Annotated in this window: 16 protein-coding genes; 4 read left to right on the top strand and 12 right to left on the bottom strand. The window is 72.1% G+C overall.

The genetic code is table 11. From position 1 onward, the window contains the following. Positions 1–11: 11 nt before the first annotated feature. From ABD371_RS08805 to ABD371_RS08790, 4 genes are all read right to left on the bottom strand, one after another. Positions 12–2,084 carry an MDR family MFS transporter gene (locus tag ABD371_RS08805; protein WP_344474601.1) on the bottom strand — a complete coding sequence of 691 codons (2,073 nt, stop codon included), beginning with the start codon at positions 2,082–2,084 and terminating at the stop codon, positions 12–14. Between the two features lie 79 nt (positions 2,085–2,163). Further along, the gene (locus ABD371_RS08800) at positions 2,164–2,421 is read right to left on the bottom strand and encodes a hypothetical protein (RefSeq protein WP_344474599.1); all 258 of its coding nucleotides are present in this window, start codon (positions 2,419–2,421) and stop codon (positions 2,164–2,166) included. A gap of 396 nt (positions 2,422–2,817) precedes the next feature. Then, entirely contained in the window at positions 2,818–4,119 is a 1,302-nt protein-coding gene (locus ABD371_RS08795) for a cation:proton antiporter (protein ID WP_344474597.1), read from the bottom strand. A gap of 13 nt (positions 4,120–4,132) precedes the next feature. Continuing rightward, positions 4,133–5,197 carry an ATP-dependent DNA ligase gene (locus tag ABD371_RS08790; RefSeq protein WP_344474595.1) on the bottom strand — a complete coding sequence of 355 codons (1,065 nt, stop codon included), beginning with the start codon at positions 5,195–5,197 and terminating at the stop codon, positions 4,133–4,135. 52 nt (positions 5,198–5,249) lie between these two features. Here ABD371_RS08790 and ligD point away from each other — a divergent pair, with 52 nt between their 5' ends. Continuing rightward, positions 5,250–6,260, top strand: a complete 1,011-nt coding sequence (gene ligD / locus ABD371_RS08785) for a non-homologous end-joining DNA ligase (RefSeq protein WP_344474593.1) — start codon at positions 5,250–5,252, stop codon at positions 6,258–6,260. 28 nt (positions 6,261–6,288) lie between these two features. Here the strand turns inward: ligD and ABD371_RS08780 are convergent, their stop codons facing one another. Beyond that, positions 6,289–8,526, bottom strand: a complete 2,238-nt coding sequence (locus tag ABD371_RS08780) for an OmpL47-type beta-barrel domain-containing protein (protein ID WP_344474591.1) — start codon at positions 8,524–8,526, stop codon at positions 6,289–6,291. Continuing rightward, positions 8,523–11,021 (bottom strand): ThuA domain-containing protein, encoded by a 2,499-nt coding sequence (locus tag ABD371_RS08775; RefSeq protein WP_344474589.1) that lies wholly within the window; start codon positions 11,019–11,021, stop codon positions 8,523–8,525. Before ABD371_RS08775 ends, ABD371_RS08780 begins: the two co-directional genes overlap by 4 nt. Positions 11,022–11,245: 224 nt before the next feature. Between ABD371_RS08775 and ABD371_RS08770 the strand changes: the two genes are divergently transcribed. The 3 genes from ABD371_RS08770 to ABD371_RS08760 all read left to right on the top strand — a co-directional run bounded on the left by ABD371_RS08770 (position 11,246) and on the right by ABD371_RS08760 (position 13,440). After that, the gene (locus ABD371_RS08770) at positions 11,246–12,229 is read left to right on the top strand and encodes a multicopper oxidase domain-containing protein (RefSeq protein ID WP_344474988.1); all 984 of its coding nucleotides are present in this window, start codon (positions 11,246–11,248) and stop codon (positions 12,227–12,229) included. 95 nt (positions 12,230–12,324) lie between these two features. Then, positions 12,325–13,116, top strand: a complete 792-nt coding sequence (locus ABD371_RS08765) for a VOC family protein (protein ID WP_344474587.1) — start codon at positions 12,325–12,327, stop codon at positions 13,114–13,116. 69 nt (positions 13,117–13,185) lie between these two features. Continuing rightward, on the top strand, positions 13,186–13,440 hold the full coding sequence (locus ABD371_RS08760) for a WhiB family transcriptional regulator (protein WP_190123543.1): 255 nt from the start codon (positions 13,186–13,188) through the stop codon (positions 13,438–13,440). Between the two features lie 39 nt (positions 13,441–13,479). Here ABD371_RS08760 and ABD371_RS08755 read toward each other — a convergent pair whose 3' ends face one another. The 6 genes from ABD371_RS08755 to ABD371_RS08730 form a co-directional block, all read right to left on the bottom strand. Beyond that, positions 13,480–14,058 (bottom strand): hypothetical protein, encoded by a 579-nt coding sequence (locus tag ABD371_RS08755; protein ID WP_344474584.1) that lies wholly within the window; start codon positions 14,056–14,058, stop codon positions 13,480–13,482. 25 nt (positions 14,059–14,083) lie between these two features. Beyond that, complete coding sequence (locus tag ABD371_RS08750; protein ID WP_344474582.1) at positions 14,084–14,719, bottom strand: hypothetical protein; 636 nt, start codon at positions 14,717–14,719, stop codon at positions 14,084–14,086. Positions 14,720–14,791: 72 nt separating this feature from the next. Further along, positions 14,792–16,033, bottom strand: a complete 1,242-nt coding sequence (locus ABD371_RS08745) for a spectrin repeat-containing protein (RefSeq protein WP_344474580.1) — start codon at positions 16,031–16,033, stop codon at positions 14,792–14,794. Further along, positions 16,026–16,322 (bottom strand): WXG100 family type VII secretion target, encoded by a 297-nt coding sequence (locus ABD371_RS08740; protein ID WP_344474578.1) that lies wholly within the window; start codon positions 16,320–16,322, stop codon positions 16,026–16,028. Before ABD371_RS08740 ends, ABD371_RS08745 begins: the two co-directional genes overlap by 8 nt. Positions 16,323–16,404: 82 nt before the next feature. After that, positions 16,405–17,379: an acyl-ACP desaturase gene (locus tag ABD371_RS08735; protein ID WP_344474576.1), complete on the bottom strand. Its 975-nt coding sequence runs from the start codon at positions 17,377–17,379 to the stop codon at positions 16,405–16,407. Between the two features lie 226 nt (positions 17,380–17,605). Further along, positions 17,606–19,900, bottom strand: coding sequence for an ATP-binding cassette domain-containing protein (locus ABD371_RS08730; RefSeq protein ID WP_344474574.1), 2,295 nt, complete (start codon positions 19,898–19,900; stop codon positions 17,606–17,608). Positions 19,901–19,964 lie beyond the last annotated feature (64 nt).

Below are 19,964 nucleotides of genomic sequence, written 5' to 3'. Positions count from 1 at the left end.
GCCGGGGGGACTCACACCCGGGCCCGTGCCCGGGTGCGCGGCCCCTCGGCGAGATCCTCCGCCAGCAGCCGCTTGGCGATCGTGTCGGCGGCGGCGCGCAGCTCGGGCCCCGGCGGGCGGCCCAGATCGCGCTCCAGCTGATCCTCCAGCCACAGCTGCCACGCCCGGGTGATCGCCGCGGCCTCCCGCCGCCCCGCCGCCGTGTGCGAGAAGTAGTTCCCCTCCCGCGTCAGATACCCCTCGTCCACCATCCGGGCGAACACCGGGACCAGCACCTCCGGCGGCAGCCGGCGGCGCGCCGCGATCAGCCCCGCGCTCGCGTGGCCGACCGTGCGGGTCATCGTCTCCACCTCCATCACCGCCCACGCGCCCGCGACGTCCAGCCGGGTGTCGGAACCGGTGACGACCCGGCGCGCGGTGTCCGCCCCCGTCCGCGCCACGATCGTCGCCACGGCCCCCTCCAGCAGATCGGCCGAGTCCCCGGCGGTCGTGGGCGAGGAGAAGGCGTCGCCCATGTCGGTGGAGGCGACCCGGGCCGTGTCGCGCAGCGGCACCTCCTTCAGGAAGAGCGAGACGACCAGCCCCAGCACGGCCACCGGCACCGTCCAGAGGAAGACCGTGTGCAGGGTGTCCGCGTACGCCGTCACGATCGGCTCCCGCAGCTCGGGCGGGAGCCCGTGCAGACCCTCCGGGCTGCGCGCCAGCCGGGCGACCACCTCCGGGTCCGCGCCGCCCGCGCGGGCCGCATCGGCGACGCCCCGGGTGAGGTTGGGGGTGAGGGCGTTGGCGTAGATGGTGCCGAAGACCGCGGCCCCGAAGGCGCTGCCCAGGGTGCGGAAGAAGGTGACGCCGGAGGTCGCGGTGCCCAGATCGGCGTACTCCACGGTGTTCTGCACGGCGATCGTCAGCACCTGCATCGCCAGCCCGATGCCGGTGCCGAGCACGAACATGTACAGCGACTCCAGCCACGCCCCGGTGCCCGGTCCCATCAGGGAGAGCAGATACAGCCCCACGCCCATCACCAGCGTGCCGACGATGGGGAAGATCCGGTAGCGGCCGGTTCTGCTCACCGCGTTGCCGCTGAGGACGGAGGCGATCAGCAGCCCGGCGACCATGGGCAGGGTGCGGACGCCGGAGACGGTCGCCGAGTCGCCGTCCACGTACTGGAGATAGGTCGGCAGGAAGATCAGCGCGCCGAGCATCGCGAAGCCCACGATGAAGCTGAGCACGGAGCAGACGGTGAAGACCGGGTTGGCGAACAGCCGCATCGGCAGCATGGGTTCGGCGGCCCGGGTCTCCACCAGGCAGAACAGCGCCAGCGCGAGCAGCCCGCCCGCGAAGAGCCCGAGGACGACCGGCGAGCCCCAGGCGTACTCGTTGCCGCCCCAACTCGTCGCCAGGATCAGCGCGCCCGAGCCGGCGGTGACCAGCGCGATGCCCGCGTAGTCGATCACCGGGCGGCCCGCCGGGCGCACCGAGGGCATGGTGCGGGCCGCCGCGAAGACGACGGCGATCGCGATCGGCACATTGACGTAGAACGCCCACCGCCAGGTCAGATGATCGGTGAAGAGTCCGCCGATGAGCGGCCCGATCACCGTGGAGATGCCGAAGACGGCCCCGATCGCGCCCTGGTACTTGCCCCGGTCGCGCAGCGGGATCACATCGGCGATCAGCGCCATCGAGGTGACCATCAGACCGCCCGCGCCGACGCCCTGCACCCCGCGCCACACGATCAGCAGCGTCATATTGGTGGCCAGGCCGCAGAAGAACGATCCGGTGATGAAGACGACCGCCGAGATCTGGAAGATCAGTTTGCGGCCGAAGAGATCGCCGAACTTGCCGACGAGCACCGTGGCGACGGTCTCCGCCAGCAGATACGAGGTGACCACCCACGACATGTGCGCGCCGCCGCCCAGCTCCGCGACGATCGTCGGCAGCGCGGTGCCCACGATGGTCTGGTCGAGGGCCGCCAGCAGCACCCCGAGCATGATGGTGCCGAAGACGATGTTCCGCTGCCGCGTGTCGAGCACTGGCGGCAGGGCGGCGCCCGCCGCGCGCTCGGCGGTCTCGCTCCCGGTGGTCACCCAGACAGCGTCACACCGTCGTCGGCCCACCGCATGCGGTGGGAGTCCGCCCGGGGTACGGGGTACGGGGCGTACGGGCTCAGTAGCGGCTGCCCGGCCTGATCACCAGCCGGGGGTGGTGCGCGGCCAGCACCTTGTTGGCCCGGGCCAGCACCGAGAGGGCCTGCTCGCGGTCGGCGCGGTCGTCGGCGCAGAGCGGATCGCGGAAGAGGGCGACCTCGCGTACGGCGGTGTCCGCCTCGATCTCCGCGCGCAGCACATGGGCGGGCATACAGGATCCGATCAGCACGGCCACCCGGTCGGGGATGGGCACGGGAATGAGGGGGGAGGCGGTCACGTCGTCATCCTTCTCTGCTGCTTCAGCGGCCCGCGCCGGCGCACCGGCGGGGTCTGTCCCCCCATTGGAGCGGAGCGGCGTCCGCGTCCGGCGGCGGGAGTGTCCCGATGGGGCAACCGCCGTCGGCGGCCCCGGATGAATTCCCACGGCGGGCCCGGAGGCCGGGTCCCGGTCATGGGTGATGCGGCTGCCCGCCGGCTCCCCGTCCGCCGCACCGCGGACGCGAAGTACCGATCACGGGCCCGTGGGGCGGGCCGGGGATCCGGCGCGGGCGGGACCCGCGCGGCCCGCCCGGACTGCGCCCCGGGCAAGCACCGGCGACACACCATACGCGAATGCCCCGCCTTCACCCGAATCGATCAAGTTCCGGGCCCGGGGCGGCGGTTGGCCGCTTCGCTACAGGCGCAGGCTCCCGCTGTACCAGCGGCCGTAGCGGGAGCCCAGATACGCGGCCGAGCAGCCGTGCAGCAGAACGCTGAGCGCCACGGTCACGGCGATGACGCCGCTGAGGGTCTCCGTCCCCGGGAGCGCCTCCTCGAAGGCGATCAGCCCGAACACCAGGGAGGCGAGTCCGCGCGGTCCGAACCAGCCGATGTAGGCGACGGTGGGCGGGCGCAGCCCGGTGCCCGCGAGGGCGAGGGCGACGGGGAGCATCCGGACGACGGTGAGGCTGAGCAGCGCGTACAGCAGCATCCGCCAGTCGGCGTGCCGCAGGACGGGGCCGAGGATCACCGCGCCGAACAGCAGGAAGCTCAGCGCGGTCAGCAGTTCGCCGAGGCGGTCGGTGAACTCGACCTCGTGGCCGACGCGCTCGTCGGCGGACGCGGACGCGGACGCGGACGCGGTGGCGGCGTCGTCGGTCGCGGTCGCGGTCGCGGGCGTGGTCGTGGGACGGTCCGCGGACGCCCTGGCGCGTCCGGCGGTGCCGAAGGCGAGCCCTGCGGTCCAGGCTCCGATGAAGCCGCTCCCGTCGGTGACGACGCAGAGCGCGTAGGCCGCGGCGGGCACCAGCAGCACCAGGATCTGCCGCCAGGCGGGGGTGCTCGTGTCCCGCGCCGCCGACCGGCCGAGGAGTTCCGCGCCCAGCCATCCGGCCGCCAGCCCGATGGCCCCGCTGACCACGAGGGCGAGCAGGAAGACGGCGGCCGGGCCCTGGCGTTCCCCGTGGCCCTCGCCGGCCGCCGCGAGGGCCAGCAGGAAGAACGGCAGCGCGATGCCGTCGTTGAGGCCGGACTCGACGCCGAGCCCGTGGCGCACCGTGGCGGGAACGCGCTCGTCGGAGACGGCCTGCTGGCCGAGCGCCGCGTCCGTGGGGGCCAGGACGACGCCGATCACCGCCAGTTCCCACAGGCCGAGACCGGGCAGCACGGCCCCGGCCAGCAGCCATCCCAGCGCCATGGTGAGCGGCAGTCCGATCGTCAGCAGCCGTACCGGCAGCGAGCGCTCACGGCGCAGATCCCGCCGCCGGACGGAGGAGGCCCCGGCGAACAGCACCAGCGCCAGGGCGCTCTCCAGCACCGCGCGGGTCACCTCGGCGTCCTGGCCCCGGTCGACGAGATCGAGCCCCAGCGGGCCCATCGCCAGTCCGCCGGCGACGAAGACCATCGGGCCGGAGACGACCGTCGTCGACAGCCTGCGCGACAGCACCGCGTACCCGGCGAGCAGGGCCGCCGCCACGAGCACGGCCCAGGGGTTCACCGCGCCCCCCGTCTCAAGGCCCCGCCAGCACTTCGGCGAGGTCGTACCGGACCGGCTCCTCCAGCTGGGCGTAGGTGCAGCTCGCCGGGGTGCGGTCGGGACGCCAGCGGCGGAAGCGGGCGGTGTGGCGGAAGCGGTCGCCCTCCATGTGGTCGTAGGCCACCTCCACCACCCGCTCGGGGCGCAGCGCCACCCACGACAGATCCTTCGTGCCCGTCCAGCGGCTCTTCGCGCCGGGCAGCCGGGCCCCCTCGTGGGCGCTCTCCTCGGCCCAGGCCGCCCAGGGGTGTCCGTCCGGGGGGTCCATCCGCAGCGGTTCCAGCTCCTCGATCAGCTCCGCCCGGCGCTTCATGGGGAAGGCGGCGCAGACGCCGACGTGCTGGAGCGATCCGGTGTCGTCGTACAGCCCCAGCAGCAGCGAGCCGAGGACCGGACCGCTCTTGTGGAAGCGGTATCCGGCCGCCACGACGTCCGCCGTCCGCTCATGCTTGATCTTGAACATCAGCCGGGCGTCCGGCCGGTAGGGCAGATCCAGCGGCTTGGCGACGATCCCGTCGAGCCCGGCCCCCTCGTACTGCTCGAACCAGCGCTCGGCGACGGCCGGGTCGGTGGTGGCGGGGGCCAGATGGACCGGGGGAGCGGCGGGGCGGAGCGCCTCGGAGAGCAGGGCGCGCCGCTCGGAGAGCGGGGTGTCCAGCAGCGCGGTGTCGCCGAGCGCCAGCAGATCGAAGGCGACGAAACTGGCCGGGGTCCGCTCGGCGAGCGTCCGCACCCGGGAGGCGGCGGGGTGGATCCGCTCGGAGAGCCGGTCGAAGTCGAGCCGGCCGCCGTGGGCGACGACGATCTCGCCGTCGACCACGCAGCGCCTGGGCAGGTTGGCGGCGAGGGCCTCGGCGAGTTCGGGGAAGTAGCGGGTGAGCGGCTTGCCGGTACGGGAGCCGATCACCAGCTCGGACCCGTCGCGGTGCACGATCGCCCGGAAGCCGTCCCACTTGGCCTCGTACTGCATCCCGGGCGGAATCTTCTTCACGGCCTTCGCGAGCATCGGTTTCACGGGCGGCATCACCGGCAGATCCATAAAGGAATTGTCCGATATGCAATGAATGTCGGCACGGCATACGCTGACCCACATGGCCGGAGCGGTGGAACTGGAAGTGGGCACCCGGACCGTACGCGTGTCCAACCCCGACAAGGTCTACTTCCCCGAGCCCGGCTACACCAAGCTCGACCTGGTCACCTACTACCTCGCCGTCGGCGAGGGCATCACCCGCGCCCTGCGCGACCGCCCCACCACCCTGGAGCGCTACCCCGACGGAGTGACCGGCGAGTCCTTCTTCCAGAAACGCGCCCCCAAATACCTCCCCGACTGGATTCCCACCGCCCACATCACCTTCCCCAGCGGGCGCTCCGCCGACGAGCTGTGCCCCGCCGAACCCGCCGCCGTCGCCTGGGCCGCCAACCTCGGCACCGTCACCTTCCACCCCTGGCCGGTACGGCGCGAGGACACCGACCACCCCGACGAACTCCGCATCGACCTCGACCCCCAGCCCGGCACCGACTACGCGGACGCCGTGCGCGCCGCCCACGAGCTGCGCGCCGTCCTCGACGAGGCCGGGCTGCGCGGCTGGCCCAAGACCTCCGGCGGGCGCGGCCTGCACGTCTTCGTCCCCATCGAACCCCGCTGGACCTTCACCCAGGTCAGACGGGCCGCGATCGCCGTGGGACGCCAGCTGGAACAGCGCATGCCGGACCGGGTCACCATCAAGTGGTGGAAGGAGGAACGCGGTGAGCGCATCTTCGTCGACTACAACCAGACCGCCCGCGACCGCACCATCGCCTCCGCCTACTCGGTACGCCCCCGCCCGCACGCCCCGGTCTCCGCGCCGCTGCGCTGGGAGGAGATCGACGACGCCGTCCCCCGGGACTTCGACATCGTCTCGATGACCGCCCGGTACGCGCAGGCCGGCGATGTCCACGCGGACATGGACGAGCACCGCTTCAGCCTGGAGACCCTGCTGGAGGCGGCCCGCCGCGACGAGGCGGACCACGGCCTGGGCGATCTGCCCTATCCGCCCGAGTACCCGAAGATGCCGGGCGAACCCAAACGCGTCCAGCCGAGCCGCGCCCGCCACCCGGAGTGACGGCGGACGCGGCTCTTCCGCCCCCCGGCTACAGCTCCTGGATCCGGATGTCGCGGTACGAGATCACATCCGCCGTGCCGTGGACCTGGAGCCCGATGTACCCCGACGCGTAGCGCCTGCCGTCGCTCCCCGGGTCCCCGTCGCGCGGCGGGACGAAGTCCTGGCCGCCGGTGTTCTCGAAGCTGTTGATCAGCACACCGTCGCGCAGCACCGAGTACGTCTGGCCCACCACCCGGATCTCGTAGTCGTTCCAGGTGCCCTTGGGCGTCACCCCGGCCCCGGCGAGCCCGACCCGGTCGAAGCCGTACACCGAACCGGTCTTGTACAGGTCGCCGTCGGGCCGGTCGAGGATCTGCACCTCATGGCCGAACTTCACGGCCACCCACTCGGGGCGCGGCTCCTCCGGATGGTCGTGCACCCCGGGGAAGCGGACGAAGACCCCGCTGTTGGCGTTCCCCGGGCCGGGGGCGTCGTCCCGCCACTGGAGCTTCAGCGAGAAGTCCCCGTACCGCCGCTGGGGGAACCACAGCATCCCCATGCCGCCCCGCTCGGTGCCGCTGGTCATCGAACCGTCGGGGTTGAGGGCGAAGGAGCCGCCGCCCACCTGCTGCCAGCGGTCGAACGACGAACGGGTGCCGTCGAAGAGGCTCCGGTAGCCGGTGTTCTGACCGGGCCGGCCGATGCCGGACCGCTCGGCCGCCGCGTGGATCTCCCGCCGCTCGCGCGCGTCGAGCACACCGTCCGAGAGCAGCCCGTCCAGGACCCCGCCGACGTGCTTGAGGAAGAGCGCGTGCGAGGACCAGGACTTCTCGTCCTCGATCAGTTCGTTGACCGTGCAGCGGGACCGGGTCATCCGGTTGGGCACCCCGCTGTCGACCGTGCCGACGATCACGGTGAGCCGCTCGTCCCACTCGGGGCACCCGGGAGCGGGCACCCCGCCGCCCTCGGCGACCGTGAAGGCCGTCCGCCGCGCCTGCGAGGTGTTGCCGGCCCCGTCGGTCGCCCGGTGCAGCACCGTGTGGAAGCCCACCCGGTCGACGAGCACCGGGGCCGTGTAGGCCAGATAGGGCCCGCCGTCGAGCGAGTACTCGACCTTCGCGACCCCCGAGCCCCCGGTGTCGGCCGCGTTGACCGTCACCCGCGCGCTCGTCACATAAGCACCGTCCGAATTCAGCCGCCCGGCCACCTCGGCGGCCGTCACCGGCGGCTCCCGGTCCGGCGGGGGCGTCGCGACCACGGTGAAGCGGACCGTCTGTTCGGCGGAGGTGTTGCCGGCCCGGTCGGTGGCCCGGTGGCGGAGGGTGTGCGCGCCGCTGGTGTTCACCACGACGGGCGCGGTGTACGGCTGCCACGCGCCGCCCCCGCCGAGCGCGTACTCGATCCTGTCGACCCCCGAACCGGCGTCGGACGCGGTCACGGTCACCGTGGCCGTGTCCAGATACCGCCCCTGGTCGTCGCGTTCGCCGCCGACCGTGCCCGAGGTCTCCGGCGGGGTGGTGTCGCCGCTCGGCGGGGCCGCCACGGTGAAGCGGACCGTCTGTTCGGCGGAGGTGTTGCCGGCCCGGTCGGTGGCCCGGTGGCGGAGGGTGTGCGCGCCGGTGGCGCTCACCACGACCGGCGCGGTGTACGCCTGCCAGGGCCCGTCCGCCCCCGTCGCGTACTCGACCCGGTCGACGCCCGAGCCCTCGTCGGTCGCGGTCACCGTCACCGTGGCGCGGCCGAGGTACGCGCCGTCCGCGTCGCGTTCGCCCTCCACCCGCGCCGAGACGGCGGGCGCGGTGGTGTCCCCGCCGGTGTTCTCGGTGACGGTCAGGATCCCCCGCATCGCCCCATGGCCGGGAAGGGCGCAGTGGAAGCGGTACCGCCCGGGGGTGAGGGTCACCTCCGCCGTGTACCGGCCGCCCCGGTCGTCGTCGGGCGAGGCGAGGATGTTCAGGGGTACGTCGCTGTTGAACTCCGGGTCCGAGACCTCGAAGGTCAGGGTGTGCGGCATCCCCGTCGTATTGCCCGTCGCCCGGCTGTTCTCGAAGACGATCGTCGTCCGCCCCGCCACCGCCGTGGCGGGCGAGGAGAGATAGCGGTCCACCGGATCCCCGGCCGTCCAGGTCAGCACCTGCTCCGCCGCCGCCCGGGCCCCGGATCCGCCCGGCCCGGACTGCGCGGCGGCGGACCCGGTCAGCCCGGTCAGCAGCCCGGCGACCAGCGCCACCGATGCCACCAGGGCCGTCCACAGCCGTCTCGGCCCATGTCGTGACGGATGCCTCATCGGGTCGCCGCCTTCCGCGCCAGCCGGTCCGCGGCCGGGGTGGGCCCTCCGCCGTGGTACGTGATCCGCCAGAGCGCCGACCGGGAGTCCGAGGTGAAGAAGCCGCGCCCGTAGTCCAGGACATAGAGCGAACCGTCCGGCGCGAACTTCCAGTCCATGAGGTTGCGGATGCCGTTCGCCCCGACTGGGACGATCCTCTTCAGGGACTCGGCGTGCACCGGGACACCGCCCCTGCCCACCGTCGCGGGGTCGGTGAGCACCGCGTGCCGGGGCTGGTCGCCGTCGTAGAAGTCGCCGAGGAACCACTTGCCGTCCCAGTACGCGGGCCACTTCACCGTGCTCGCGCTCGCCGCGTCGTGGCGGTAGACGGGACCGTTCATCGCCGCCTGCCCGCCGCCCTTGAGCCAGGGCAGCAGCAGCTTCTGCTCGGACAGCAGATAGGAGGGCACGCCGTTCGCGTCGCGCGGGAAGTCGGGGCCGCCGCCCTGGGGCGCGTACCAGACGGTGTTGGACGTGACCGGCGGCAGCCTCACCAGCCCGTCGTTGTTCGGGGACTCGTTCCTGGGGGCGGCGCAGTCGTACCAGCCCCGGGGGACGGCCGGATCGGGCAGGGCGCGGTCCCGGTAGGGCTGGTTGTTGCCCATGCAGAACGGCCAGCCGTGGTTGCCCGCCCGGGTGATCGCGGCGAAGGTGTCGTACTTCGCCGGGCCCCACACCGGGGACGGCGAACCCGCGTCCGGGCCGACCCACCCCGCGTACAGGATGTCCGTCCGGCGGTCGACGAAGATCCGCGCCGGGTTGCGCACCCCCATCACATAGATCTCGCCCCGGGTCTTCCCACCCCCTTCGTCCGGCTCCCGGCCGGTGAAGAGATTCCCCTCGGGGAGGGTGTAGGAGCCGTCGTCCTCGGGGTGGATCCGCAGGATCTTCCCGTTCAGATTGTTGGTGTTGCCGGAGGTGCGCCGGGCGTCGGCGAAGGACAGACCCCGGTACGCGGGCTCCGGATTGTTGCCCGAGTAGCCGCCGCTGAAGCCGGAGGAGTTGTTGTCCCCGGTGGCGATGTAGAGATTGCCCCGGGAGTCCCAGGCCATTCCGCCGCCCGCGTGACAGCAGCTGTGGATCTGCACCTGCCAGGAGAGCAGCACCTTCTCACTGGCGAGGTCGAGGAGGCCCGAGGCGTGGTCGAAGGTGAAACGCGAGACCCTGCGGTCGGCCGTCCGCCGCTCGCGGTCGATCCGCCCGTGCGGTGTGTAGTGCAGATACACCCGGCCGTTGGAGGTGAAGCGGGGGTCCAGCTCGATGCCGAGCAGCCCCTCCTCGTTCTTGACCAGCTCACCGCCGCCGCCCTTGTTGCCGAAGACGCTCAGCTCCCCGGCGAGGGTGACCCGCTTGGTGGCCGGGTCGTACACATGGATCTGGCCCGTGCCCCTGCCGACGTCCGGGCTGTTCCAGTCGGTGACCACGGGACGGCCGGCGTCCGCCCCGCCGCGCCCGATGTAGAACACCTTCCCGTCGGGCGCCACGACCAGGCCGTGCGGCTCGCCGATCTGGTCGTTGAGCCCCGGCTGATTGGGCCGGGTGACCCGCTCGGCCGTGTAGTTGGCGTCGATCGTCGCCGAGCAGTCGGCGCGCGAGAGCCGGGCGGTCCAGGCCAGCGCGCCGCGCAGATGCTCCCGGAAGTCGGTCTCGGCGAAGCTGTCGGCCGTACCGCCCATCCCGGTGTAGAAGGAGCGCCCGCCGTCGTAGTCGCGGCACCAGGAGATCGGGTGGTCCCAGCCGTTCGCCCCGGGGCCCGGGGTGTACGAACTCTCCCTGACCCGGGCCACCGTGTGCACCCGGCCCGAGGGGTTCACCGCCCAGTCGAACCACTTGTCCGGCCGCTTCCACCGGAGCGGCAGCCCCGCGGTGGCCGGATGCCGGCGGTCGCCGACCTCCACCACCGCCCGGGAGACGGCGCTCGCCGCTCCCGCCGGGCGGGCGCCGACCAGCCCGGTGAACCAGTCGGAGTACGGTTCCGTCCGCGCCGCGTCATGGATGCCGAGGAAGCCCCCGCCCGCCTCCATGTACGCCTCCAGGCCCGCCTCCTGCTCCGGGTCGAGCACATCGCCGCCGCCGGTGAGGAAGACCACCGCGTGGAAGGAGCCGAGCCGCGCCGCGTCGGTGAAGACCGAGGGATCGTCCGTGGCCCTCGTCGCGAACCGCCCGCCGGCCGGGCCGCTCAGCCCGATGGACTCGATCGCCGCGATGCCCGCGTCCACCGCCGGGGACTCGGCGGTCGCGGAGGCGTGGAAGACCAGCACCGTGACCTCCGCGCCGCCGGGCGGCGAGGGCAGGGACAACGTTGTCCGTCTCGGTTCCGGCGGCGGCTGCGCGGACGCCGCCGTACCCCCGCCGAGCAGGGAGACGGTCAGCGAGACAGTCAGGGCCCCGGCTCCGAGGAGCGCCGTCAGGGCGCGTCCCGGCGATCTCGACCCGCGACGCGGCGTGCGCTGCATGGGCCACCCACCCCTCTGTGGTGATGACAACAGCACTGGAAGCTAGACCTCTTCGCCCGCCGCGCCAAGAGGCGGGGACGCAAAAGAACGAACTTTGTCCTGAGCGTGGAAAAACGATGGCCCCCCGGCTACCGTATGGCCGTCCCGGGGGCCCGAAGACCCGTCAACGACCGGGGTGGAGCGGAGAGTTCGCCATGGGCATGGGCATGGGTATGGGCATGGGCATGGACCGGCGGAGCTTCGGCCGACGGCGGCTGCTGGCGGGCGGGACCGTCGCGGCCATGGGGGTGACATCGTTGTCGCTGCCCGACTCCCCGTTCGCCGGGGCCGCTTTCGCCGCCAACGTACCGAAGACCGCCCCGGCGGGCGGCCGGGTGCGCCATCTGCGGCTCTGCGCGGAGCGGCTCGCCGACGGGCGGATGGGCTACGGCCCGGCGAAGGGCGCGGCGACGGTCCCCGGCCCGCTGATCGAGCTGACCGAGGGCGACACCCTCCACATCGAGTTCGAGAACACCACGGACGTGGCCGTCAGCCTCCACGCCCACGGCGTCGACTACGACATCGCCAACGACGGCACCCGCCTCAGCCGCAGCCATGTCGAGCCCGGCGCCACCCGCACCTACACCTGGCGCACCCACGCGCCGGGCCGCCGCGCCGACGGCACCTGGCGGCCGGGCAGCGCGGGCTACTGGCATTACCACGACCATGTGGTCGGCACCGATCACGGCACGGGCGGCATCCGCAAGGGGCTCTACGGGCCGGTGGTCGTCCGGCGCGCGGGCGACATCCTGCCGGACAAGCAGTTCACGATCGTCTTCAACGACATGACGGTCAACAACCGGCCGGCGCACACGGGCCCCGACTTCCGGACCACGGTGGGCGAGCGCGTCGAGATCATCATGATCACGCACGGCGAGCTGTACCACACCTTCCATCTGCACGGACATCGCTGGGCCGACAACAGAACCGGTCTGCTCCAGGGCCCGGACGACGTCAGCCGGGTGATCGACAACAAGATCACCGGCCCGGCCGACTCCTTCGGCTTCCAGATCGTCGCGGGCGAGAACGCGGGCGCGGGCGCGTGGATGTACCACTGCCATGTGCAGAGCCACTCGGACATGGGGATGGCCGGGTTCCTGCTGGTCGCGAAGCCGGACGGCACGATCCCGGGGTACGAGCCCCACCACGGCTCCGCCGGTCCCGGCTGACCCCCGCCCCTCCGTATCGGATGCGGTCCCGTCCGTTCCGCAGCAGACTCGAAGGAGAGGGCCGAACGCGACCCCCCGCCCCGAGGAGCGCGCCCATGCTCACCACCCGGTATGTCACCGGCTCCCCCAACTGGCTCGATCTGGGGACGCCCGACGTCGCGGCGGCGGACCGGTTCTACCGAGGTCTGTTCGGCTGGGTCTTCGAGTCGGCCGGCCCCCAGGCCGGCGGCTACGGAATGTTCCGCCTGGACGACGCCACCGCGGCGGGCGGCATGACCGTGCCCCCCGAACAGGGCCCGGCCTCCTGGCACGTCTACTTCCAGTCGCCGGACGCCGACGCCACGGCCGAGGCCGTGCGTCTGCACGGCGGCACGGTCCTCTTCGAGCCCATGGACGTCTTCGACTTCGGCCGCATGGCCGTCTTCACCGACCCCTCGGGCATCGGCTTCGGCGTCTGGCAGCCCCGCGACTACAAGGGCCTCGGCGTCGTCGGCGTCCCCGGCAGCCTCTGCTGGCTGGAGCTGTACACCCCCGACACCGACGCGGGCCTCGCCTTCTACACCCAGGTCTTCGGCTGGGACACCTCCTCGATGCCCTACCCGGACGGATCCGGCTCCTACCCGCTGGCCCACCCCTCGGGCACGGGCGAGGACGCCATGTTCGCCGGGGCCGTCCCCGTCTCCGCCGACCCCACCGGCTCCGGCCCCCACTGGCTGCCCTACTTCGCCGTCCCTGACTGCGACACCGCCGTCGCCCTGGCCCGCGAGACCGGCGGCACCGTGCGCCTGCCCCCCGTCGACATGCCGGGCGTGGGACGATTCTCCCAGCTCACCGACCCCGCCGGCGCGAAGTTCGCCGTGATCCAGGGCGAGCCCCAGCCGGAGTGAGACCGTCCGCCCGAGGGCGTTGATGCTTCATTGAGCTGCCGTTTATCCGACTGGTGAAGGGTGAACGGCATGCCGATCACGCCGATCAACACCACCGTCGACGACGACCTCTCCTGGCAGGAAACCGCGCTGTGCGCGCAGACCGGACCGGAGTTCTTCTTCCCGGCCCCCGGTTCCTCCACCCAGGAGGCGAAGCTGCTGTGCGGGGCGTGCGAGGGGCGGGTGGAGTGCCTGGAGTACGCCCTGCGGCACGACGAGAAGTTCGGCGTCTGGGGCGGCATGTCCGAACGCGAGCGCGACCGCCTCAAGCGCGCCCGAGCCTGACCCCCACCCCCACCCCCACCCCCGCCCTCACCCTCACCCTCACGTCCTCCTGACCCTCCCCCCCTTCACCAACTCCGCCCGCTCCGCGAGCACATCCGCCTCGGCCCCGCCTCCCGGCCCGCCGCCCCCGGGGGGCTCGGGGACCACCCGTACGGGGAAGTGGCCGCCGACGGGGGAGATGACGCCGCCGTAGCGGGGGTCGCCGGCGAACCAGATGAGGTCGGGGGAAGGGTTCTGTTTTCTCGCGAGGTCCACCGCGAACGGTGTGAGCCGGAGAACCGGCGCGTGGTCGTCGGCGAATCTGACCCTGATGACTTTCGGGCTCTCGGCCGCACGGCGCGGGTAGTCACACGGGTAGGCCCGCCAGGGGTAGCTCTTGAGGATCCTGGAAACACGCGCTGTACGCCGCAGGGCGAGCGATGTCACCCACAGGAGCAAGGGGTAGACGCAGAGGCTGAAGACGGCCAGGCCCACCAGGTCCCGCACAGGCTTGCCGAAGCCCGCCCGGACGGCCGCGCCGGTCAGCAGCAGGACCAGGACCAGCCAGGCCCAGCGCCTCGCGACGAGACGACGGTGGCCCGCCGCGGTGGGGGGGGGTGCCCGAAGGCCGCACCGCATGGCGGTGGTGCGGGTGGCTGAGACGTCATGTGATCAGATCCTGAATACGGGAGTGGCGTCGGACAGGTGCGTCGGGAGCCGGTTCACTGAAGGACAACGTCCGGGCGATTGCTTCGAGGATGTCCGTGTACGCCTCGGAGTGGTGGACGGCGGCGCTGGTCAGGTCCGCGACCGCGCAATGTCCCCCGTCGGGGCAGGCCACTGCCAGCCGGGCCTGGAAGATCCCGGTCGGCTCGGCGGTGATGCCCACGGCGCTGAGCGCCTCTCTCGACGGGACCGCCAAAGATCCCGCGACCAGGGCGGCGGGACCGATGGGCAGCTCGACGAATCTGCGTGTGCTGTCGCTCCAGAGGGGTGAGTCGGCGAGCGCCAGCCCGCTCCGGGCGGTCGTCAGATTCCTTGTCGGGGACGCGGTCTCGACCACGGACAGCGAGAGCAGCGAGAGGCTCGTCCCGTACGCCTCGTCGGGATGCACGCCCATCGCCGTGTAGACGCTCCCGAGGCCTCGCATCTCATGGAGCAGCGTGACCAGCGTCCGGGCGTCCCTGATCGTGGCTTCGACCGCGGCCGTGCTGTCGAGTACCGGCGCCAGCAGTGACGTCGTGACCTCTTCCAGGGAGTCCAGATCGATTCGGTCGAGGGAGTGGTAGCCCGGAGGCACGCGAAACCACATGCGTGGCGGTGGAGCTGCGGATCCGTCGTGGATCACATCCATGCGATGTCTCCTTCGGTTTCAGCGGGAGAGGAATGCCCACGCGTGCGCGAGTTTGGCGGCGGAGCCGGGACCGTCATCGATCAGCACTCGCGCACCGTCCACGCCTGTCGCGCCGTCGGCGAATGTCTCGTTGTCGTCCCACGGTGTGTGATGGCCGACCGCTGTGGCCGCTCCGCCCGCAGGGAGGCCGTAGGCCACCGTCTTTCTCACCGCGCCGGGGGTGCTCTGCAGTGCCCACCCGGTCAGAGGGTTCTCCACGCTCCGCATCTCCCGCATCATGGTCTTCGCGCCGTCGGCGAACCCTTGGGAGCCCGCCCGCGCCGCCGCGGCCAGAGCGCCTGCTTCCGTGACGCCTCCGCTCGCCTGCACCGCGGCGGACGCGGCCTTGGCGCCGCCGGCGATGGCTGCCACACCTGGTACGGAACCGAGGGCGTCGCCGGCCAGCGTCACCGCGTTGTCCCAGAATTCGGCGTCGTACTCACCCTTGGAGAAGCCGTCGCGCAGTGACTCCCGAACCTCCGAATCGGTGACGTGAAGGGCGAAAGCACCCATGCTCGCGCCGGTCGCGACGAAGAGCACGGCCAGCCCCAGGGGCGGACAGGCCGCGCCGAGGAGAAGGGCGAGGAACCCGGCTCCGGCGGAGACGTCGGACAGCAGGTCTCCCAGCCCCTCTTCCTCCACCCACTTCAGAACCTTCTCCAACACCCCCGGCTCCTCCGGAGCCCACCTCTCCGCCGCCTCGTCCAGGGACTTCGCGATGCGCCGCGCCTGCGCGTGGTGTTCCTCCTCCAGCTCGCGGGCGAGGTTGAGGACGGAATCCAGGGCGTCCTGGGCGTCGGTGACGGCCGTGGCGGCGGTGCGGAGGGTGTGGGGTGGGGTGGTGGGGGTGGCGCGGAGGTGGAGTTCGTGGGTGCGGGCGCGGGTGAGGGCCTGGGCGCAGAGGCCGGCGCGGGTGTCGTAGCGGCGGGCGGTGGCCTGGTGGCTGAGGAGGTCGTCGTGCCAGCGGGAGAGTTCGCGGGCGGCGTGGGAGACGGAGCGGTGGGCGTCGCGGAGGTAGCGGGGGAGTTCGCCGTCGAGGGCGGTACGGAAGGCGTCGGCGGCCTGGCCGTGCCAGAAGGAGCTTTCGCCGAGGAGCTGGTCGAGCAGCCGGTGGGCGGTGGCGAGGGAGGCGGCGGAGGTGGCGAGCCCGGTGCGGAGGGCGGCGATCGCCGGGGGGCTGCCGGGGGTCGGGTTCCAGCCGAGGTGGGGGTGGTCACTCATGAGGGGCCACCGTGCGGAAGGAGGCCGCGACGGCCGCGTTGACCTGGGTGTAGCCCTGGTGGCTGAGTCGCACCCCGTCGTGGATGGAGCCGATCCGGTCCCGTAGGCGCTCGGCCCCGTACGCCCAGCGCTCCTGGAAGGCGTCGCAGGCCGCGTCCAGTTCGCCGGTGCCCAGCTGGTCCGCGCGGGCCCGGCTCAGGGCCCGTCCGGCGTCGGTGAGCGAGGACAGTGACCGCCTCAGCGCACGCGAGAGACGGTCCAGTTCATCGGTGTCCACCTGGAGATCCATGGCGGAACACCCCGGCAGATCATCGGGCCGGCTCCCCAACCGCTGTCCCCCGCACGGGTGACGGGGGAGACCGGCGGGTGGTTCAGCCGGCGGCGCGGGCGGCCATCCGGGCCTTGCGGGCGGCGAGCTTCTCGTCGAACTTGCTGGCCTCGGAGTCCAGGCCGTTCATGTAGAGACCCAGCTCCTCCTGGGCCTTGAGCCCCTCGGGGCCGAGCCCGTCGATCTCCAGGACCTTGAGGAAGCGCAGCACCGGGGAGAGGACGTCGTCGTGGTGGATGCGCATGTTGTAGATCTCGCCGATGGCCATCTGGGCGGCGGCCCGCTCGAAGCCGGGCATGCCGTGGCCGGGCATCCGGAAGTTGACGACGACGTCCCGCACGGACTGCATGGTCAGATCGGGGGCGATCTCGAAGGCCGCGCCCAGGAGATTGCGGTAGAAGACCATGTGCAGGTTCTCGTCGGTCGCGATCCGGGCCAGCATCCGGTCGCAGACGGGGTCCCCGGACTGGTGGCCGGTGTTGCGGTGGGAGACCCGGGTGGCCAGCTCCTGGAAGGCGACGTACGCCACCGAGTGCAGCATCGAGTGCCGGTTGTCGGACTCGAAGCCCTCCGCCATGTGCGCCATCCGGAACTGCTCCAGCTTGTCCGGGTCGACGGCGCGGGAGGTCAGCAGGTAGTCGCGCATCACGATGCCGTGCCGGCCCTCCTCCGCGGTCCAGCGGTGCACCCAGGTGCCCCACGCGCCGTCGCGGCCGAAGAGGGTGGCGATCTCATGGTGGTAGCTGGGGAGGTTGTCCTCGGTCAGCAGATTGACCACGAGGGCGATGCGGCCTATGTCGGTGACCTTGGACTGCTGCGGCTCCCAGGCCTCGCCGTCCTCGAAGATGCCGGGGAAGTTGCGCCCGTCGGTGAAGGGGACGTACTCGTGCGGCATCCAGTCCTTGGCGACCTTGAGGTGCCGGTTCAGCTCGTTCTCCACGACCTCTTCCAGCGCGTACAGCAGCCGTGCGTCGGTCCACGCGTCCGAGCTGCCGAGGTGGGGAGAGGTGATGGTCACGGGTGGCTCCTGAAAACGGGGAGAAGTACCTACGGGTTCGTAGGTTACGAAACCGTAGGTTAAGGGCGCTGTAAGCCCGCGACCAAGTCGGTCACCCGTTCGCTCCCCTCCCGCTCGATCACGAGGAGTCATGAACCCCAGGCCGGAGACGTGACCGACCGGCGCGCGGCAGGCGCTCCGCGCTCCGGGAAGGGGCGGGGCGACACACGTCACACCCCCTTTCGGGTCACTCGGACCGTCCGGCGGGCCCCAGGGCCCGGCGCAGATACTCCGCCGTGAAGGACTCCGGGTGCTCCAGCAGCCGCGCCGGAGTTCCCTCGAAGACCAGCTCGCCGCCGTGCTTCCCGCCGTCCGGCCCCAGGTCGACGATCCAGTCGGCGCGCTTGACCACTTCCATGTCGTGCTCCACGCAGATCACCGAGTTCCCCGCGTCCACCAGCCGGTCCAGCAGCCCGAGGAGGGTGTCCACGTCGGACAGGTGCAGCCCGGTCGTCGGCTCGTCCAGGACATAGACGCTGCCCGTGCGGTGCAGCTGGGTCGCGAGCTTCAGCCGCTGGCGCTCCCCGCCGGAGAGCGAGTTCAGCGGCTGGCCGAGGGTGAGATAGCCGAGCCCCACCTCGTCGAGGGTGCGCAGCTTCCGCAGGGCCTCCCGGTCCGCGAGTCCGGTGGCGGAGGCCGAGAAGAAGCCGGCCGCGCGGACCGCCGTCATGTCCAGGACGTCGGCGACGGAGCTGCCGTCCACCCGCAGCTCCAGCACCTCGTCCTGGAAGCGCCGTCCCTCGCACACCGGACAGCCGGTCGTCACCGGGTCCATGAACGCGAGATCGGTGTAGATCACCCCGCGCCCCGCGCACTCCCGGCACGCCCCCTCGGAGTTGAAGCTGAAGAGTCCCGGCCGGACGCCGTTCTCGCGGGCGAAGACCTTGCGTACGGTGTCCATCAGGCCCAGGAAGGAGGCGGGCGTCGACCGGGGGGACGCGGTGATCGCGCCCTGGTCGATCACGACCGCCTCCGGGTAGGCCGCCGTGAACACCTTCGACACCAGGGTCGACTTGCCGGAACCCGCGACTCCGGTGACCGCCGTGAGCACACCGGTGGGGAAGCGCACATCAATGCCCTTGAGGTTGTGCAGATCGGCCCCGGTCACCGGCAGCCAGCCGGAGGGAGACCGGAACGACTCCTTCAGCGCGGTGCGGCGGCGCAGCCGGCGGCCGGTGGGGGTGTCGGCGTCCCGGAGCAGCGCCCCCGGCCCCTGGTAGACGATCCGCCCGCCGTCCGCGCCCGCTCCCGGGCCCATGTCGACCACATGGTCCGCGATCGCGATCACATCCGGGTCGTGCTCCACCACCAGCACGGTGTTGCCCCGGTCCCGCAGCCGGACCAGCAGTTCGACCAGCCGGCCCACGTCGCGCGGGTGCAGGCCCACGCTCGGCTCGTCGAAGATGAAGGTCAGCCCGGTCAGCGAGGAGCCCAGATGGCGCACCGTCTTGAGCCGCTGGCCCTCGCCGCCGGAGAGGGTGGTGGTCTCCCGGTCCAGGGAGAGATAGCCGAGCCCGATGTCCACCAGCCGCTCCAGCCGGCTCCGCGCGGCGGCGGCGACCGGGCCGGCCACCGGATCGTCGATCCGGCCGAGGACCTTCACCAGGTCGGCCACCTCCATACGGGCGTAGTCGGCGATGCCCAGCCCGTCGATCCGGGTGGCCAGCGCCGCCTCGTTCAGCCGGGCCCCGCCGCAGGCCGTGCAGGGCAGGCGGGTCACGAAGCGGTCCGCGGCGGCCCGGCGCTTCTCGGAGAGCTCGGCGGTGTCCCGCTTGAGATGGAGCCGGGTGAACCGGTTGACGACCCCCTCGAACCGGGCCTCGTACGAGCCCGTCCTCATCTCCAGCCGGACCGTGAAGCCGGACCCGTGGAGCAGCAGCTCCCGGTCCGCCGCGGAGAACTCGCCGACGGGCTTGTCCGGGTCGAAGCGGCCGGACTCGGCGTACAGCTTCCACTCCCAGCCGCCCACCGAGAGTCCGGGCAGCAGCAGCGCGCCCTCGTTCAGCGACTTGGTCCGGTCGATGGCCCGCTCGACGTCGAGATGGAGGGTCCGGCCGATGCCGTCGCAGACCGCGCACATGCCGGCCGGGTCGTTGAACGAGTACGCGGTCGCGGTTCCCGCGCTCGGGGAGCCGTGGCGCGAGAACAGCACCCGGAGCACCGAGTTGATGTCGGTCATGGTGCCGACGGTCGAGCGCGCGTTGCCGCCCACGGGCCGCTGGTCCACCACGATCGCCACCGACAGCTCGTCGATCTCCTCGGCCTGGGGCCGCTCGTACTTCGGCAGCCGGTTTCTGATGAACCAGGAGTAGGTCTCGTTGAGCTGCCGCTGTGACTCGACGGCGATGGTGTCGAAGACGATGGAGGACTTGCCCGAGCCGGAGACGCCGGTGAAGACGGTGATCCGATTTCGGGGGAGGGTCAGGGAGACGTCCTTGAGGTTGTTCTCCCGTGCCCCGACGATGACGATGTTCCGGTTCATGCCGCCGAAGCTAGCCGGGAATCCAGACATCTTCTGTCCGGATTCCCGGCAGGATTCACCAGGG

Origin of the sequence: Streptomyces amakusaensis (assembly GCF_039532665.1) — a bacterium.
GTDB lineage: Bacteria > Actinomycetota > Actinomycetes > Streptomycetales > Streptomycetaceae > Streptomyces > Streptomyces amakusaensis.
Note: the sequence above shows the minus strand (reverse complement) of the source record. Positions and strands in the feature narration are given on the sequence as shown.